Genomic DNA, 17,115 nt, shown 5'->3' with positions numbered 1-17,115 from the left:
GCGCGGGCATCCTCAGCCATGAGCGGGCCGCCTGCGAAGCGCCACCAACGCGCCGCCGGCGCGCCATGTACGGCACCGCCGGGCTCCGCCTGCGCCACCGCAAGGCGCTTCGCGGACTTTGCCTCGGCGAAAGCCGGGGGCTAGTTTCGAAGCCCGACAGGTGGCGCCGGTCGGCGATTCCGTGCCGTTTTCGATCTCAGAGTATATAGGTAAGTAACTAGAAAGATTGGATAAACCATTGTGCGCAACCCTCGCTTGTAATGTAGGGAAATCTGCGCTTGTCTGAAGGTCCGGGCCAGCCCGGCGCTCCTTGAAACGGTCAGCCAATCACCTGTCACGCGGTAAAATCCGCGTTTCCCGTCAATTCTGTCAAGCGAGCCGGAACCGCGCGCACCCCGTTGCAGCGCCGCGCCATGCCCCGTAAAGCCGGGCGATGGCAGATCCCTTCTACATTACCACCGCGATCCATTATCCCAATGGTCGTCCGCATATCGGCCACGCCTATGAGATGATCGCCGCCGACGCGATCGCGCGCTTCCGGCGCCAGCAAGGCCGCGACGTCTTCTTCCAGACCGGCACCGACGAGCACGGCCTCAAAATGGTCAAGACCGCGCGCGACCGCGGCGTCGAAGTGCGCGCGCTCGCCGAAGAAATGTCGGGATATTTCCATGAGATGGCGGATGTTCTCGATATTTCCTATGATCGCTTCATCCGCACGTCCGAACCTGCCCATTATGCCGCCAGCCAGGCGATCTGGCAGGCGATGGCGGACGCTGGCGACCTGTATCTCGATCGCTATGAGGGCTGGTATTCGGTCCGCGACGAGGCGTTCTACGAAGAGAAGGAACTGACCGACGGGGAAGGGGGCAAGCTTTCGCCCCAGGGTACCCCGGTCGAATGGACCGCCGAGGAGACCTGGTTCTTCCGCCTCTCCAAATATCAGCAGCCGCTGCTCGATTTCTACGCGGCGAACCCCGATTTCATCCGCCCTGAATCGCGCCGCAACGAGATCCTGCGCTTCGTCGAGGGTGGGCTCGCCGACCTGTCGGTCAGCCGCACCAGCTTCGATTGGGGCGTGCCGGTGCCGGGCAGCCCGGGGCACGTCATGTATGTCTGGGTCGATGCGCTGACCAACTATATTACCGGCGCCGGCTATCCCGAGGACCCCGAGCGTTTCGCCAAATACTGGCCGGCCGACGTCCATCTGATCGGCAAGGACATCGTCCGCTTCCACGCAGTCTATTGGCCGGCCTTCCTGATGTCGGCGAAGATCGCGCTGCCGAAACAGGTCTTCGGCCACGGCTTCCTGCTCAACCGCGGGGAGAAGATGTCCAAGTCGGTCGGCAACGTCGTCGATCCGATGGCGCTGGCGAGCCTCTACGGCGTCGATGCGCTGCGCTATTTCCTGTTGCGCGACGTCAGCTTCGGCAATGACGGCACGTTCAGCGACGAGGCCATCGTGACGCGCGCGAACGCCGATCTGTCGAACAGCTTCGGCAATCTCGCCCAGCGCACGCTCGCCTTCATCGCCAAGAATTGCGAAGGCAAAGTCGAGGCGGGCCGCGGCGAGGAGGCGGACGCGGTGCTTCTCGCCGAAGTCGACACGGCCTGTGCGGGCTTCGTCCGCGCCTTTGAGGATCTGGCGCTCAGCCAGGCGGTCGAACTGTGGATGACCGGCGTCTTCGCCTGCAACCAATATATCGACGCCCAGGCACCCTGGGCGCTGCGCAAAACCAACCCGGAGCGGATGCACGCGGTGCTCGCCACGCTGCTCCGCGCGATCCGGCGTCTTGCCGTCACGATTCAGCCCGTCGTGCCGGGCTCTGCCGCCAAACTGCTCGAGCAACTGGGCCCCGAAGGCGATCCAGACTTCCGCATCGCCGCGCCAACCCCCATCTTCCCCCGGCTGGAGCTGAAGGAAGATGCGTGAAACTGGCCGATAGCCACTGCCATCTGATCTACAAGGGTCTCGGCGAGCAACAGCCCGAGGTGCTGGCACGTGCCCGCCAGGCGGGGGTCGTCGCGATGCTCAACATCTCGACCCGCGAGCGCGAATGGGACGATGTCATCGCGGTTGCCGAGCGCGAGGCCGATGTCTGGGCCTCGGTCGGCATCCATCCGCACGAGGCAGACGAGCACCCCGATATCGACGCCGCCAAGCTCGTCGCCAAGACGCGGCATCCCCGGGTCGTGGCCATCGGCGAGACCGGGCTCGATTATTATTACGATCACAGCGACCGCGATCGCCAGCGTGCAAGCTTCCGCGCGCACATCGCCGCGTGCCGCGAGACCCAGCTGCCGCTGATCGTCCACACCCGCGACGCCGAGGCCGACACCGCCGAGATATTGCGCGATGAGATGGGGAAGGGCGCCTTTCCCGGCGTAATCCATTGCTTCACCGCGAGCAGCGACTTTGCCGATATCGCGCTCGAGCTCGGCTTCTACATCTCGATCTCGGGGATCGTGACGTTCAAGAACGCCAAGGATCTCCAAGAGACCGCCGCGCGCCTGCCGCGCGAAAGGCTGCTGATCGAGACCGACGCGCCGTTCCTTGCCCCGGTGCCGCATCGCGGCAAGACCGGCGAGCCGGCCTTCGTCGCCGATACGTGTAGGTTCCTTGCCGGGCTGCGCGGCGAGGATGCAGAGGAGCTTGCGGACGCCACCCGCGCGAACTTCCACGCCTTGTTCGCCAAGACGCGCGCGTGAAGATCCGGATCCTGGGCTCGGGCACGTCGTCGGGGGTTCCGCGGATCGGCAATGACTGGGGCGCCTGCGATCCCACCGAGCCCCGCAACCGCCGCACGCGCGCCTCGATGCTGGTTTCGTCTCGGACCACGACGATCCTGGTCGACACCAGCCCCGACATGCGCGAGCAGCTGCTCGCCGCCGACGTGGGCAATGTCGATGCGGTGCTGTGGACGCACGATCATGCCGATCACACGCACGGCATCGACGATCTTCGCCAGCTCATGCATTTGCGCAATGGGGTGCCGGTGCCCGGCTACGCCCGCCCTTTCACGCGTGAACAATTAGAGAACAAATTCGCCTACGCGTTCTTCGGTCGCGCTGGCTATCGCCCAACGGTCGCACTCGAGACGCTGGCGGACAGCCTGACGGTCGGCGATATCCGCATATCGGTGACCGATCAGCCGCACGGGGGGATCACCTCCGCCGGACTACGCTTCGAAAATGGCGGCAAGGCCATCGGCTATGCCACTGATTTTCATGAAATGACCGACGCGATGCGCGTGCTCTACACCGGACTGGACGTCTGGGTAGTCGATGCCCTGCGCCGCGCGCCGCATCCCACCCATCCGAACCTCGAAGCGGTTCTGAAGTGGATAGGCGAGTTGCGGCCCGCCCGAAGCGCGCTGATGCATATGGACAATTCGATGGATTATGCTTCGCTGTGCGCCGCATTGCCCCGAGGGGTCGAGCCGGGGTTCGACGGGCTGGAGCTGACCGCATGAGCCAGTGGGACGACTTTAGCACCGTCAACATGATCTGGCGGGTGGTCGTGCTGGTCGCGCTGGTAAGTGCGCTGTCGGTTCGGCGGATGTCGTTCGGCTTCCTGATCCGCTCGCTGATCAGTTGGGCCGCGATCATCGGGATTGCCGTCCTCGCTGTCGCGCACCGTCACGAGCTCAAGGCACTGCTCGCCTCGGCAACGTCGAGCCTCGGCATCGACGACCAGCAGGTTGAGGGCAAGACGGTGCGCATCCGGATGAGCCCCGACGGCCATTTCTGGGCGCGGGTCAGCCTCAACGGCGTCGAGCGGCGTATGCTGGTGGACAGTGGCGCAACGATCACGGCGATTTCGGCGCGCACGGCCGCATCCGCCAGCGTCAAGCCGTCGAACGTCGGGTTACCGGTATCGATCGAGACCGCGAACGGCACCGTTGCCGCGCAGCGCGGCCGCGTCCAGCGTCTGTCAATCGGCCCGCTGGAGACCGAGGACCTGGGCGTCGTGATCTCCGACAATTTCGGGGACCTCGACGTGCTGGGCATGAATTTCCTGTCGCGGCTGCACAGCTGGCGCGTCGAGAACAACGTGCTGGTGCTCGAACCGCGCCGGGGCGCCGACGACGGCAATGAGGACGCCACCGCCGATCCGGGCCCGGACGGCGGTCGGCGCACGCAACGGGCCGATCCCGACGCATAAAGCAGTCTTCGCTTTACATAATGTATATTATCGTCTTGCTGCCCGGCGATTGCCGGGGGGCTCGCGGTGCCTCCGCCGGCTATGCGAAGGCGATCTCGGCATGGCCCCGGTCGGGATTTTCGCTCATGCCGCGATCTTGAAGCGCATCGGCATCCGCGCGGGTGCGCAGCTTGCGATCTTCGCGCTGCTCGGCTGCCTTGGCTTCCTTGGCCCAGGCAGCCGCGGCCAGATTGGCCAGGTTGCGAACGTTATCCAGCGTGGCGGCGCTCGCGAGCGCGCGCTGACGCGCTTCCTGCGTACGGCACAGGATCAATGATGGCTGCATGATAGGCTCTTTCGATAAGATTGAATCTGCGATTGACTGCCGTTCAGGCGCTCTTCAGCGGCTGCACCAGCGGCGTGCCCTTGAGCGTGGCGTTGGCCGCGTTGGGCTTCGGCGCCTCCGCCTTTTTGGGCTTGCGGACTTCCTTGTTGCTCTTGCGTTGACCTTTGGCCATGATTTGTTCTCCTTCAAGACTGGCGCGGTCCGCTACGCCGCTGCGCACCGGAGAGGGTTAGGGTTTGTCGGGGGGCCGATTGCGGTATGCCCGCAAAGTCCTGCTCGAACTGAGCCAAAGCAGCCGCCTCGCTGGCACGCCGCTGGGTGCGCAGTGCCGCCGCCTGCCGCTGGTGACGGGTCGCAAGGAATGCCGGGGAGATGAGAGACATGCGAAGCTCCGCGTCTGAGCGGGAGCAAGAAACTCTCAGTCGCATCTGCTCGTGGCGATTGGTGCGATATTGCCGATATGGGGTGTTCCAGGCCATTTCGCCACCCCGCTTGGGTGCGCGATCACGGAAATGGCCACGCCCGCCTTGCCGATTGCGCCCGGAAGCCCAATATTGTGCAGTGCAGCAACTCACTTGAGTCGCCACGCGTTGTCAGGGCTTCCGCCGTGGCCAGTAAGGAAGCCGCATGCGAAACCTGAACGATACGATTACCCGCCTCTCCGCCCTGCGCGGCAGGATCGATGGCGCAAGCGGCGCGGTCGGGACGGATCGACTGGTGGACCTGCTCACGTTCGGCTCCAATCCCGGTGCATTGCGCGGACGCTGTCACCTGCCCGAAGGTCTGGGCGCAAACGCGCCGCTGGTCGTCGTCCTGCATGGCTGCACCCAGGATGCCGGCGGCTATGATCACGGCTCGGGCTGGTCACACTTGGCCGACGAGCAGGGCTTTGCCGTGCTTTTCCCAGAGCAACAGCGCGCCAACAACGCGAACCTCTGCTTCAACTGGTTCAACGCCGAGGACACCCGTCGAGGCAGCGGTGAGCCGGAGTCCATCCGGCAGATGATCGTCGCGATGATCGCCAAGCATCGGCTCGATCCTGCCCGTGTGTATGTCACCGGCCTTTCCGCCGGCGGCGCGATGACCTCGGTGATGCTCGCCACCTATCCCGAGCTGTTCGCCGGCGGTGCGATCATCGCCGGCCTGCCCTATGGCACCGCGCGCTCGGTGCCTGAGGCGTTCGATCGCATGCGCGCGCATGGCGGCCCCGACGCAGCAGCGCTGGGCGGGCTGGTTGCCGCGGCCTCCGATCATCAGGGCCCCTGGCCTCGCATCTCGGTGTGGCATGGCGACGGCGATAGAACGGTCAGTTCGGCGAATGCGGCGCTGGTGGTCGAGCAATGGCGCGGGCTCCACGGCGTGGCCAAGGCGCCGGATCGAACAGAGAGTGTCGACGGGCACCCACGTAGCGTCTGGCGCAATGCCCAAGGGCGCGACGTGATCGAGGAATATCGCATCGCCGGGCTTGGCCATGGCACGCCGCTCAGCACCTTTGGCGACGATGCCTGCGGCAATGCCGCTCCCTATATGCTCGAAGCCGGCATTTCCTCCACGCGCCATATCGCGCGCTTCTGGGGGATCAGCGACGCCGTTGCGCGTCCCGCCACCAAGTCCCAGGCCGAGCCCGCGCAAGCGCCGCACGGCGTGACCCGTGTGATCGAGGATGCGTTGCGCGCCGCCGGATTGATGCGCTAGCCGCTTGGCAAAACCGCCCTCGACCCTCTAAGCCCCGATCGCATGAGCGCACCCGATATCGATCGTCTCGTCGCAATCATGGCCCGGTTGCGCGATCCCGAGCGCGGCTGCGAATGGGATTCCGTGCAGACCTTCGCGACGATCGCGCCCTACACGATTGAGGAAGCCTATGAAGTCGCCGACGCCATCGAGCGCGGCGACATGGCCGAACTCAAGGACGAACTCGGCGACTTGCTGCTCCAGGTCGTCTTTCACAGCCGTATGGCCGAGGAAGCCGGCGACTTCGCTCTCCAGGACGTGATCGATTCGATCAGCGCCAAGATGGAGCGGCGTCACCCGCACATCTTCGGCGACGCCACCGAGGGCGGTCATTATCTGTGGGAACAGATCAAGGCCGCAGAGCGTGGCGCCAAAGGCGCGCAGAGCGCAGTGGACGGCGTGGCGATCGGCCTCCCCGCCCTGCTGCGTGCCGAGAAGCTCCAAAAGCGTGCCGCGCGCACGGGCTTCGACTGGCCCGATCCCTCCGGTCCCCGCGCCAAGATCGACGAGGAAGTCGCCGAAGTGGAAGCCGCGACGAGCGCCGACGAGCGCGAGGAGGAAGTTGGCGACCTGCTGTTCGCGGTGGTCAATTGGGCCCGCAAGCTCGACATCGATCCCGAGGCGGCGCTGCGCCGCGCCAATGCCAAGTTCGAGCGGCGGTTCAAGGCGATGGAAGCCGAAGCCGGCGAGACCTTCGCCACGCTCGATCTCGATGCTCAGGAAGCGCTGTGGCAGTCGGCAAAGGCTCGCGGAGTCTAGCGCGCCAGCCGCGCGATCAATCCCGACATTTCGAAAACCGTCGCGCCGGCATCAAGCGATAACCCCGTCGCCGCGCCGCCCAGTTCGCGCGCCGCGGCATGCGCATCGAGGGCAACGCGTAGCGGGTCGCCGCTGAGCATGCGTGCCCGCTCGGCGATGAAGCTCGGCGCACGCTCGAGAAACGCCTCGTAGCGCGGCTGGGCCGCCTTGGCGCCGAGCAGCTTGGCCAGCCGCCCGCGAATGGCGTTCGATGCGTCGCCGGTGGTGGCCAGCGCCGTCATCTCGCTCTCCAGCACGCCGAGATCGAGCCCGGCAAAGCGCAGTGCCCTGCCGGGCGAGCCTTCACCGGCGCGGACCAGCGCCGCGATTTCGTCGGTGCTCGCCTCGGGCCGTGCGCTGCGCACGATCTCACCGACCTGCGTATCGTCGAGCGCCTCGAAGCGCAGCAGCCGGCAGCGCGAGCGGATCGTCGGCAGCAGCCGCCCCGGCGCGTGGCTGACGAGCAGGAAGATCGTGCCCTGCGGCGGCTCCTCGAGGTTCTTGAGCAGCGCATTGGCGCCGCCGCGCTCGAGATCGTCGATCGCATCGATCACGATCACCCGCCGTTCGCTGAGCGAGGGCTTGGTCGCGAACAGCGGCTGCAGGCTGCGCACCTGGGCGATGGTGATCGACCGGGCGAGCGCTTCGTCGGGTTTTTCGGGATCCTTGGGCAGCCGCGCGAGCTCGCGATAATCGGGATGCGCTCCGGCAGCGATCAGATGCGCGGTGCGCGTCGTCTCGGGCACGTCCCAGCCTGGCGCAAGCTTGTCCGGCTCGGAAGCGACAGCGAGCATCCGTGCCGCCGCGATCCGCGCGAACTGCCCCTTCCCTACGCCCTCTGGCCCAGCGATCAGCCAGGCGTGATGCAGCGCCCCGCTCGCCATCGCGGCGGCGAGCGCATCGCGTGCGGCACCGTTGCCGATCAGCGCAGCCATGTCGGGTCGGATCCCGCTAAGGACGTGTTGCGGCTCAGCCGAACAGCGACCACAGGCCCAGCCAGGCGCGGCGGAAGAAGCCGGCCTCGCCAACGTCGCTCTGGGCGACCAGCGGCAGCGTCTGGGTGGGCATGCCCGGCGTCTCGACGACCAGATCGGCGATATGCGCGCCGGCCTTGATCGGCGCCTTCACCGGGCCCTGATAGACGATCTTGCCCTGCATCGCGGGCGAGGTGCCGGCCGGGACCGTCGCATTGAGATCGCGCGGCGCGACCACGGCGACGGAGTTTGCGCCGCCGCCCTGGACTTCGACATCGCCGATCTTGCGCCCCTTCGAGGCGATCGGCCGCGCCTTCCACGCGCGGAAGCCCCATTCCATGAAGCGCACCGATTCCTCGGCGCGGCCGCCATAAGTGTCGAGCCCGGCAACGACCATCACGAGACGACGGCCCGATTGCTCGGCCGATCCGGTGAAGCCATAGCCCGCCTCGTCGGTATGTCCGGTCTTGAGCCCGTCGGCGCCGGCGACACGGCCGAGCAGCGGATCGCGGTTCGCCTGGCTGATGTCGGCGCCGGCACCCAAGGTCTTGCCCCAGGTGAAGCTGCGCAGCGAATAATAGTTCTTATAGAGGTCCGGGAAGTCCTGGATCGTCGCCTTGGCAAGGTGCGCAAGGTCGCGCGCGGTCACATAGGTGCGGCCCTCGTCGGGCCAGCCGTTCGACGTGCCGAAATTGCTGTTGGTGAGGCCCAGCTTCTTGCCCTGGGCGTTCATCAGCCCGACAAACGCCTCCTCGGTCCCCGCAATGCCCTCGGCGAGCACGACGCAGGCGTCATTGCCCGAAAGCGTGACGATGCCCTTGAGCAGGTCGGAAACGGTTGGCTTCTCGCCCACCGCGAGGAACATCGTCGAGCCCTGCGAATGCCATTTCTTCCAGGTCTCGGGGCGCACATCGATCTGCTGGTCGAGCTTGAGCTCGCCCTTCTTGATCAGGTCGAAAGCGACATAGACCGTCATCATCTTCGCCATCGATGCCGGCGGGATCCGGCGATCGGCGTCCTTCTCATACAGCACCGCGCCCGAAGACAGGTCTTCGAGATACGCGATCGGGGCCGGCGTATCGAAGGGCGGGTTGGCGGCGGTCGTCGGATACGCGACGGCCAGCGCCAGGAACGAGACGGCGAGGAGCTTCTTCATGGGTGTTCGGGTTCCCCCGGGCTAATTGACGGCGAAAACGCGCGCGTCCCCATAACCCGCGCGTGCGGCCCCTGCGCGCGCTGCCTCCGCCTCCCGCTGAGTCGCGAAGGGGCCGAGCTGCACGCGATGGAGCCCTCCGCCCTGCTTTACGAACCCGCCCATGCGATGCGCAAGCGATTGCGCGTTGCCGGCGCTAGAAAGTGCGGCGACCTGGACGAAATAGCGGCCGCGGACTGCGCGCGGCGGCGCAGCGGGGGTCGGACGCGGCGATGCGACAGGCGCGGCGGCATGCCGAGGCGGCACCGGCCTCGCGGCGACGGCGCCCGCCGGCAGCCGCTTGCGCAGCGCAGTAAGCAGCACCGGCGGCGCGTCGCTGCGCTCACCGGCGGCGCGCCCGTTGTGCAGCGCCGCCACATCCATCGGCGTCGCAGCCACGGTGCGGATGCGCACCGGGATCCGCCTCGGCTGCGCGCCGAGCTGACGTGCTGCCCCGGCCGACAAGTCGATCGGATGATCGGCACCCGGCTCCATCGAGCCCGTGATCAGCACCAGGATCGTGCGCCCGGTATCGAGCGCGGTCACTTCGACAATCGTATCGGGCGCCAGCGAACGATGCACCGCGACGATCGCGCCGTCGGCATCGCCGCCGCCCGCCACGGCGCGCACGCCGGCATAGCCGATCTCGTCATAGCGTTGCTCGCCGGGGCCGCGCGACGAGCCCACCGGTCCGCGTGCAGCGGCGACTGGGTCGGGCAACGCCTCTTGAGGCGCTGCCCCGGTTCCAGGTGCGTTATAGGCCCCGCGGGGTGACCATTCCGGCCCGTCGAGCGGGATCGCCGGCGCCGTGTCGGCAGGCGTCGCGCCTGGCTCTATCCGCGGAGAACGCGGGCGTGAACGTACCGATCCGTCAGCGGCGCGCCAGGTATCGCCGCCGCCCTGCCAGCTCTGCGCTGCGGGAGAACCCGGCGCAGGGGCCATCGTCTCGGCTGCATAATTTGCGCCGGCTCCGCCGCAACCGGCAAGGAGCAGCGACAGGGCGATCAGGCTATTGTTCCACTGCATCGGCAAGCAGGCCTACCGACAAAGCGTAAAAATTCGAGCAATTATAGTCGAGGATCACGCGGTAGTTGCCGGTGAGCAGATAGGCGGTCTTGCCCTGCCCGTCGGGCTCGAGCAGCGTCGCCTGCACCGTATCGGCGGGCCAACCGCGGCCGAGCGGCGTAATCCCCAGCGCGCGCCATTCGCCGATCGTCTTCCACTGGCTCATCCGCTGGTGGACGCGCGGGCAGCGCGGGCTCGTCGTGCGGTTGCCCAGCGTGCCGCGGTTCAGCTCGGCCGGTACGCTCACCGCGAAGCCCCAGGGTTGGCCGGCGCGCCATCCGGCGTTGACGAAATAATTCGCGATCGAGGCAAGCGTGTCCGCCTCGCTCGACCAGATATCGGCCATCCCGTCGCCATCGCCGTCCACGGCGAGCCGCAGATAGACGCTGGGCAGGAATTGCGGCCCGCCAAAGGCCCCTGCCCAGCTGCCGATCAGCTTCTCGCGCGGCACGCCGCGATCGATCATCTTAAGCGTCGCGATGAATTCGTCGGCGAAGAGCTGCCGCCGGCGCCCCTCATAGGCAAGACTGGCCAGCGCGCGCGGCAAGTCGAACCCGCCCATCACCCGCCCATAATTGGTCTCATGCCCCCAGATCGCCACCATGATCAATTCGGGCACGCCGGTCTCGCGCTCGATCCGCGCGAGCCGCGTGCGCTGGCGCAGATAGGCAGCCCGCCCCTGCCCGATCCGCGCGGCATCGACATGCTGGCGGCGATAGGGCTCGAAGGGCGGGATCGGCGCATTGGGGCCGCTTTCGGGCTGCTGGCGATCCAGGTCGATCACCCGCTGGTTGAGTGTCAGCGTCGGGATCACCGAATTGATCGTCCGCTGCGTCACCCCCTGCGCCGCTGCCTGGCGCGCCAGCTGCTGCAAATAGGCCTGAAAGCCGGCCTCGTCCTGCGGTTGCGCGACGGCAGGCGTCGATGCAGACGTCAACGCAAACGTGGCCGCGCTCGCGGCGATGAGACCCAGCCCCGACAGACACTTCGAAACGAAACGCGATCCCCTCATGCAACTGGCTGTGCCACAGCCGCACGCAGGCATGAAGCCCCAAGCGCCGCCAACCGCCAAGATTTTGCCACCACGCACCGCGCGGATTGATCGCGCGCGCTTCTGCGGTTAGCGGGGGCAGGCGCGGAGAGATGGCCGAGTGGTTTAAGGCAGCGGTCTTGAAAACCGCCGTGGGTGCAAGCTCACCGTGGGTTCGAATCCCACTCTCTCCGCCAAAACCTCAGCGCGGCACAGCCCGCCACAAAGCAGCACTCACTCCGCCGCCGCCGACGCTGAACGCCGGGCTCTCTTCCTCGCCGTCGATCCGTAGCACCAGCATCGTGCCCAGCGCCGATCGGCGGAAGCGGGGCTTGCGGTGATCGTTCATCGTCTCGCGTACCGCATAGGTGCCGCCGGACGTGGCGGTGGTTTCGGTCTGGCCGGTATCGACATGCCAGTCGGGCTTGGTCGGCGCTTCGGTGAGCGTGAAGCGTGAAACAACCGGGGAGTCGTCGTGGAGCCTGAGGCGCGTCACCGGCCGTGCGTCGAAGCGCTTGGGATTGAGCGGAAGCGTGAAGGTCCCGCCCGCCACCAGGGGCGCCTTGCGGCCATAGGGCACCGAATCATTGTGTACCGGCACCGCGCGCGCGCCCGGCAAGGGTGCTGCGATCTTGCGGTCGCCCGCTTCGGCAATACTGGGCGCGCTTGCCACCAGCGCGCAGGCTATCAGGCCTTTAAACATCACCGTCGTCCCCTACAGTGAGTGTGTCCGCATCATGACCCAAGTCTGCACCCGCGGCAATGTTCCATCACGCGCTTGGTCGTCTACGTACGTCACTGCGCCGTAAGCGCTTCGAATATCGCGTCGCTGAGCGGCGTGCGAAACTCGACGCCGGCGCTGAAATCATCGGCCCAGGCGATTCGCGCGACATGGTGCCCCAGCCCCGGCAGCGACAGCCAGATCAGCGATCCGGCGCGCAGCGCGCTGTAGGTCTGCAGCCGCGCGCCGTGCTGCGAAATGTCGGTGACCCGGCACAAGGTGCGGTCCAGCCCGTCCTGGCCGAACTGCGCGTCGAACGAAACCGGCACGCGCGTATGCCCGCGCTTGCCAATCGCCAGCATCGGCGCGATCTCGGCGGCGAACGGAGCGGGTCTGAATTGGGTTGCCATGTCGAGAGGATAGGCCGGCATGGCTAAGCCAGCGTTAACGACGATCTCCGGGCCGCCGCGCATACGAAAACATCCCGGCGGCACCGGTGTTGCCACCGTGCCTGCCGGGATGTCTGCGTATCGGGAGCCGCCCGTCGGGGACGGCTCGGAGCCCGATTACTTCTTGCCGAGCGAGAGGCCGCCGAAGCGCTTGTTGAAGCGCGCGACCTGGCCGCCCTGATCGAGCAGCTGCCCGCGACCACCGGTCCAGGCCGGATGCGCCAGCGGATCGATGTCGAGCGTCATCGTGTCGCCTTCCTTGCCCCAGGTGGAGCGGGTTTCGAACACGGTGCCGTCGGTCATCTGCACCTTGATCATGTGGTAATCGGGATGCGTGTCTTTCTTCACAATCGAATTCCTTGAAAAAGCCGCCGGTTTCCGACCGGCAGCGGACGCGCGCCGTTAGCAGGGCACGCTTCTAAAGGCAACTAGCACCCATCTGGACGGGGCATCCACCAGCGCCGCGCGGCGACCAGCGCCCAGATCGCCTCGACCACGCCGAACGGCCAGGCCCCCTGCAGGAAGCCATAGGTCGAGCCGAGCAGGCAGGCACCGGCAAAGGCGAGGATCCATCCCCTGCCCCGCGCTTCCAGCGCATAGGTGACAAGCATGGCGCTGACCGCGAACAGGCCGAACGCAGTCAGCGCATCCATGCGTGGTCAGGCCTTGGGCGGGTCCGCGATCATCGCCGTGAATTCGCACTCGGTGGCGATATCGTCGCCCAGATACGCCTTGCCCGCGAACTTGCAGACGCGCGACCGCTTCTGGACGAACTCGACCTCAAGGCGGAGCAGGACGCCGGGCTCGACCGGCTTGCGGAACTTCACGCCGTCGATCGACATGAAATAGACCAGCTTGCCCGAGCCGGCGAGGCCGAGGCTCTCCACTGCGAGCACGCCCGCGGCCTGCGCGAGCGCCTCCACCTGGAGGACGCCCGGCATGATCGGCCTTCCAGGGAAATGCCCCTGGAAGAATTCCTCGTTCATAGACACGGCCTTGATCGCGACGATGCGCTGGTCGGGGACCAGGCTCTCGACGCGATCGACCAGCAGCATCGGGTAACGATGCGGCAGCGCCGCCATCACCCGCTGGATATCCAGCGGGCCCCCTACCGAAGCAGGGGTGTCGGCGGCAACCGTGACGTCTTCGCTCACCGGGGTTCGGGCTTCTTGCCGGTCGTCGCTGCGGCGGCGGGAGCAGCAGCCGGCGCCGCGCCTGCCGGACGCTGCTGCTGCGCCTGGGCTGCGGCCTGATAGGCGCGGAGCTGGGCGATCTGGGCGAGCTGCTGCTGGATCTGCTGGGTATCGCGCGAGGGCTGCCAGTCGGCCGGCGGCTGGATGCCGACGGTCGGCGTGGTCTTGTCGATCTCGGCAACGATCGCGTCGCTGATATCGGCCGAGTCCGGCGCGTACATGAAGACCTCGGGCGACAGCACGACCGAAATCTTGCGCGCATTGACGACGCGAAGCTGCGCGGCCTCGAACTGGCGAAGCACGCTTTCGATCGCGAACAGCTCGGAACGGGCGGCCGGATTGCTCAGGCGGGCGAGATCGTTCTGCGCATTGGTCTGTGCGGTACGGATCTTCTCGATCGCCGGGTTCTTGGCGTTCTGCGCGGCCTTGGCTTCGTCATCGCTGACATTGCCGTCCTTGTTGGTGTCGAGCTGCGCGACGAGCGGCTTGAGCTCGGTGGCCAGCGCGGTGCGGCGCGCCTCCATCTGGTCGAACGCGCCCTTATAGGTCGTTTCGATCTGCTGGCGGGCGGCGGCGAAGGCCTTCGACTTGCCGACGACGGTGGTCGGGCTCGCATAGGCGATGCCGGCAGCCTGGGCGTGCGCGGGGGCAGCGATGGCGAGCGCCGCGGGCGCGGCAAGCATCGCGGCGAGGATGCGCTTCTTGATAGTCATCAGAACTGAGTCCCTACGTTGAATGTGACGAGTTTGGTGTCATCGCCCTTTTCGTGCAGCAGCGCCTTGGCAACGTCGATGCGCAGCGGGCCGAACGGCGAATTCCAGTTTACGCCGACGCCGATCGAGAGGCGCGGCTTGGCCGAGTCTCCGACGTAGCGCTCGAAGAACGGCGAAGTGGGGATGTTGTAGATGGTGTTGATCGACGTGCCAACGCACGCCGTGCTGCCGCTTGCCGCATAGCCGACCGTACAGGTCGTGGTCAGACCAGTGGAGGGCACGACATAGAGCTGGTTGCCTGCCGTATCCTTGATGAAATTGTCCTTGGGCAACAGCGTCGGCGAGCCGTCGGCATTGTAGAGCAGCTTCCCTGCCGAGTCCGTCGCCTGCTGGAATTCGATCGTCTTGCCCGGGTTGGTCATGCCGAACAGGCCGCCGAGCTGGAGGAAGATCGACGGACGCAGCCCCATTTCGGCCGCGCCGGCGCCCAGCGGGATCTCGAGCTCGGCCTTGGTCAGGTAATAGGCCTTGGCGCCCAGCGCGTCGTCGACGATCTGGTCCTTGTCGGTGACGAGAAGCTGCGTGCCCGTCGTCGGATCGCCGGTGTAACCGATGCGCTGCACGCGCGGACCGACGCCGCGAATGTCGAAGCCCCGGAACTGCGGCTCACCCAGATAGAAGCGATCGGTAATGCGAACCGCGTCCGATCCGCCGCCCCTGCTCCCCTCGAGGCTGTGGATATAACCACCCTCGGCGGTGATCGAGCCGATGAAGCCGCCGCCGACATTCCAGTATTTGGCGGCATCGATACGCGAGCGGATGTAGCGCACGTCGCCGCCCAGGCCGGCAAAGTCCACGCTCGTGGTCAGCCGCTGGCCGCGCGTCGGGCGCAGGCGGCTGTTGAGGCTGTCATAAATCAGCGACAGGCCGACCAGCGAGGTCAGGCGGTTGCCCACCGCTTCGCAATAATAGCGGCCCGCGATCGTCGCATCGCAGCTGTCGCCCGGGCTGTTGCCGCGCACGCCGTCGCCATTGCTGTCCGAATAGAAGGTCGATTTGTCGAGGCTGACATCGTCCTTGCTGAGCTGATAGCGGCCCGACAACGTCCAATATTCTGTAAGCGGCATGCCGGCGACCAGCTGGAACCCCGTCGAGATCTGGCTGTAGGTCGTGCTGCGGTCGCTGCCGATATAGTTGAAAGCGTTATAATCGCGGCGGAAAATCGTGCCGCCCAGCGCGATGTTGGTGTCGAACAGATAGGGCTCGGTGAAACCCAGCTCGACCGACTTCGAATAGGACGAATAATCGACCGACGCCGACAGCGTCTGTCCCTTGCCGCGGAAGTTGCGCTGGCGGATCGATGCCTGGAGGATGAACTGCTCGAGGCTGGAGAAGCCCGCCGACAGCGTCAGCTCGCCATTTGCCTTTTCCTCGACGTTCGCCGCGAGCACGATCCGGTCGGGCGCCGAACCTTCCTTGCGCTCGATCTCGAACTTGTCCTGGAAATAGCCGAGCGAATTTATGCGGTCCTGCGAACGCTTGACCAGGAAGGTGTTGAAGGCGTCGCCCTCGGCCACGCGGAACTCGCGGCGGATCACCTTGTCCTGCGTCTGTCGATTCCCCGTAATCTCGATCCGCTCGACATAGGTGCGGTTCGATTCGCCGATGTGGAAATCCATCGACATGGTGAGATTTTCGCGGTCGCGCTGGAAGTTCGGGCGCACGTCGGCAAAGGCATAGCCGAACGCGCCAGCCGTCTCGCTGAGCTGCTCGACCGTGTCTTCGACGGCCTTGGCGTTATACCATTCGCCTTCCTTGATGCTCAGCGCCGAAGCAAGCCGCTTGTCGTCGAAGTCGCGGATCGCGCTGTCGACGGTCACGGGCCCGAACTTATAGCGTGGACCTTCTTCCACCACATAGGTGATGATGAAATCCTTCTTGTCCGGCGTCAGCTCGGCGACCGCCGAGATCACGCGGAAATCGGCATATCCTTCGGTCAGGTAGAATTGGCGGAGCTTCTGCTGGTCATAGGCCAGGCGATCCTGGTCATAGCTCGTGTTCGAGCTCATCAGGTGCATCAGGCTGGCGGTCTTGGTCGCCATCTCGCCGCGCAGCTTGCCGTCGGGAAACACCTCGTTGCCGATGATGTTGATCTGGCGGACCTTGGACTTCGCCCCCTCGTTGATCTCGAAGATCACGTCGACGCGGTTCTGGTCGAGGCTCACCATCTTGGGCTCCACCGAGGCGGCGAAGCGGCCCTGCCGGCGATAGAGCTCGATGATGCGCGCGACGTCGGCGCGAACTGCGGTGCGGGTGAAGATCTGGCGCGGCGCCAGCTTCACTTCCTTGCCGATCTTGTCCTGCTTGAGGCGCTTGTTGCCCTCATAGATCACGCGGTTGATCACCGGGTTCTCGCGGATGCGGATGATCAGGTCGCCGGTCTGGCCGCCCTCGATCTGAACGTCGGCGAGCAGATCCGAAGCGTACAAGTCCTTCACCGCCTGATCGAGCGTCTCGTTGGTGTAGGTGTCGCCGACGCGAAGCCGCGTATACGACATCACCGTCTCGGGCTCGATGCGCTGCGAACCCTCGACGCGCAGCGACTTGATGACATGCGTTTCCTGCGTCGGCGAAACGGGCGCCGGTGTCGCAACGGTGGGTACGGGCGTTGCCGCACGAACCGGGGTCGCCTGCCGCGGAGGGGCATTCGGGCGGGCGGGAGCGGTCTGCGCCTGCGCCAGCCCCGTGAGCATTGTGCC

General features: G+C 66.1%; 19 protein-coding genes and 1 tRNA gene. 7 read left to right on the top strand and 13 right to left on the bottom strand.

Annotated features, from left to right (window positions below):
- Positions 1-433 precede the first annotated feature (433 nt).
- From metG to AB2M62_RS08110, 4 genes are read left to right on the top strand one after another with little or no spacing between them, the layout of a single operon-like run.
- Positions 434-1,930, top strand: a complete 1,497-nt coding sequence (gene metG, locus AB2M62_RS08125; protein WP_404339229.1) for a methionine--tRNA ligase — start codon at positions 434-436, stop codon at positions 1,928-1,930.
- Positions 1,927-2,706 (top strand): TatD family hydrolase, encoded by a 780-nt coding sequence (locus AB2M62_RS08120; RefSeq protein ID WP_404339227.1) that lies wholly within the window; start codon positions 1,927-1,929, stop codon positions 2,704-2,706. Before metG ends, AB2M62_RS08120 begins: the two co-directional genes overlap by 4 nt.
- Entirely contained in the window at positions 2,703-3,470 is a 768-nt protein-coding gene (locus AB2M62_RS08115; RefSeq protein WP_404339225.1) for an MBL fold metallo-hydrolase, read from the top strand. Before AB2M62_RS08120 ends, AB2M62_RS08115 begins: the two co-directional genes overlap by 4 nt.
- Complete coding sequence (locus AB2M62_RS08110) at positions 3,467-4,162, top strand: TIGR02281 family clan AA aspartic protease (RefSeq protein ID WP_404339223.1); 696 nt, start codon at positions 3,467-3,469, stop codon at positions 4,160-4,162. Before AB2M62_RS08115 ends, AB2M62_RS08110 begins: the two co-directional genes overlap by 4 nt.
- Before the next feature lie 79 nt (positions 4,163-4,241).
- On the opposite strand, the gene AB2M62_RS08105 is transcribed toward AB2M62_RS08110, so the two are convergent.
- Positions 4,242-4,487, bottom strand: a complete 246-nt coding sequence (locus AB2M62_RS08105) for a hypothetical protein (protein ID WP_404339221.1) — start codon at positions 4,485-4,487, stop codon at positions 4,242-4,244.
- Positions 4,488-4,530: 43 nt separating this feature from the next.
- Positions 4,531-4,659 (bottom strand): hypothetical protein, encoded by a 129-nt coding sequence (locus AB2M62_RS08100; protein ID WP_404339219.1) that lies wholly within the window; start codon positions 4,657-4,659, stop codon positions 4,531-4,533.
- A 455-nt stretch (positions 4,660-5,114) separates the two neighbouring features.
- On the opposite strand from AB2M62_RS08100, the gene AB2M62_RS08095 reads away from it, so the two are divergent.
- A complete protein-coding gene (locus AB2M62_RS08095) occupies positions 5,115-6,182 on the top strand; it encodes an alpha/beta hydrolase family esterase (RefSeq protein ID WP_404339217.1) in 1,068 nt (355 codons plus the stop codon).
- A 42-nt stretch (positions 6,183-6,224) separates the two neighbouring features.
- The gene (gene mazG, locus AB2M62_RS08090) at positions 6,225-6,980 is read left to right on the top strand and encodes a nucleoside triphosphate pyrophosphohydrolase (RefSeq protein ID WP_404339215.1); all 756 of its coding nucleotides are present in this window, start codon (positions 6,225-6,227) and stop codon (positions 6,978-6,980) included.
- On the opposite strand, the gene AB2M62_RS08085 is transcribed toward mazG, so the two are convergent.
- From AB2M62_RS08085 to AB2M62_RS08070, 4 genes are read right to left on the bottom strand one after another with little or no spacing between them, the layout of a single operon-like run.
- On the bottom strand, positions 6,977-7,954 hold the full coding sequence (locus AB2M62_RS08085) for a DNA polymerase III subunit delta' (RefSeq protein ID WP_404339213.1): 978 nt from the start codon (positions 7,952-7,954) through the stop codon (positions 6,977-6,979). The genes mazG and AB2M62_RS08085 overlap by 4 nt on opposite strands.
- 34 nt (positions 7,955-7,988) lie before the next feature.
- Entirely contained in the window at positions 7,989-9,149 is a 1,161-nt protein-coding gene (locus AB2M62_RS08080) for a D-alanyl-D-alanine carboxypeptidase family protein (RefSeq protein WP_404339211.1), read from the bottom strand.
- 21 nt (positions 9,150-9,170) lie between these two features.
- Positions 9,171-10,211, bottom strand: coding sequence for an SPOR domain-containing protein (locus tag AB2M62_RS08075; RefSeq protein WP_404339209.1), 1,041 nt, complete (start codon positions 10,209-10,211; stop codon positions 9,171-9,173).
- Positions 10,195-11,262 carry a lytic transglycosylase domain-containing protein gene (locus AB2M62_RS08070; protein ID WP_404339207.1) on the bottom strand — a complete coding sequence of 356 codons (1,068 nt, stop codon included), beginning with the start codon at positions 11,260-11,262 and terminating at the stop codon, positions 10,195-10,197. The genes AB2M62_RS08075 and AB2M62_RS08070 overlap by 17 nt, the downstream gene beginning before the upstream one ends.
- 125 nt (positions 11,263-11,387) lie before the next feature.
- On the opposite strand from AB2M62_RS08070, the gene AB2M62_RS08065 reads away from it, so the two are divergent.
- Positions 11,388-11,477 (top strand) — tRNA-Ser (locus AB2M62_RS08065).
- A gap of 5 nt (positions 11,478-11,482) precedes the next feature.
- Here the strand turns inward: AB2M62_RS08065 and AB2M62_RS08060 are convergent.
- The 7 genes from AB2M62_RS08060 to bamA form a co-directional block, all read right to left on the bottom strand.
- Positions 11,483-11,983: a hypothetical protein gene (locus tag AB2M62_RS08060; protein WP_404339205.1), complete on the bottom strand. Its 501-nt coding sequence runs from the start codon at positions 11,981-11,983 to the stop codon at positions 11,483-11,485.
- A 92-nt stretch (positions 11,984-12,075) separates the two neighbouring features.
- On the bottom strand, positions 12,076-12,432 hold the full coding sequence (locus AB2M62_RS08055; protein ID WP_404339203.1) for a PilZ domain-containing protein: 357 nt from the start codon (positions 12,430-12,432) through the stop codon (positions 12,076-12,078).
- A gap of 135 nt (positions 12,433-12,567) precedes the next feature.
- Positions 12,568-12,798, bottom strand: a complete 231-nt coding sequence (gene rpmE, locus AB2M62_RS08050; protein ID WP_404339201.1) for a 50S ribosomal protein L31 — start codon at positions 12,796-12,798, stop codon at positions 12,568-12,570.
- Between the two features lie 80 nt (positions 12,799-12,878).
- Positions 12,879-13,103 carry a hypothetical protein gene (locus AB2M62_RS08045; RefSeq protein ID WP_404339199.1) on the bottom strand — a complete coding sequence of 75 codons (225 nt, stop codon included), beginning with the start codon at positions 13,101-13,103 and terminating at the stop codon, positions 12,879-12,881.
- A 6-nt stretch (positions 13,104-13,109) separates the two neighbouring features.
- Positions 13,110-13,532 carry a 3-hydroxyacyl-ACP dehydratase FabZ gene (gene fabZ, locus AB2M62_RS08040; RefSeq protein WP_404339861.1) on the bottom strand — a complete coding sequence of 141 codons (423 nt, stop codon included), beginning with the start codon at positions 13,530-13,532 and terminating at the stop codon, positions 13,110-13,112.
- Between the two features lie 68 nt (positions 13,533-13,600).
- Positions 13,601-14,356 carry an OmpH family outer membrane protein gene (locus tag AB2M62_RS08035; RefSeq protein WP_404339198.1) on the bottom strand — a complete coding sequence of 252 codons (756 nt, stop codon included), beginning with the start codon at positions 14,354-14,356 and terminating at the stop codon, positions 13,601-13,603.
- Complete coding sequence (bamA, locus tag AB2M62_RS08030; protein WP_404339859.1) at positions 14,356-17,109, bottom strand: outer membrane protein assembly factor BamA; 2,754 nt, start codon at positions 17,107-17,109, stop codon at positions 14,356-14,358. Before bamA ends, AB2M62_RS08035 begins: the two co-directional genes overlap by 1 nt.
- Positions 17,110-17,115 lie beyond the last annotated feature (6 nt).

It is taken from the genome of Sphingomonas sp. MMS12-HWE2-04, from assembly GCF_044881185.1.
Classification (GTDB): domain Bacteria; phylum Pseudomonadota; class Alphaproteobacteria; order Sphingomonadales; family Sphingomonadaceae; genus Sphingomonas.
This window is presented reverse-complemented; position numbering and strand designations above follow the sequence as displayed.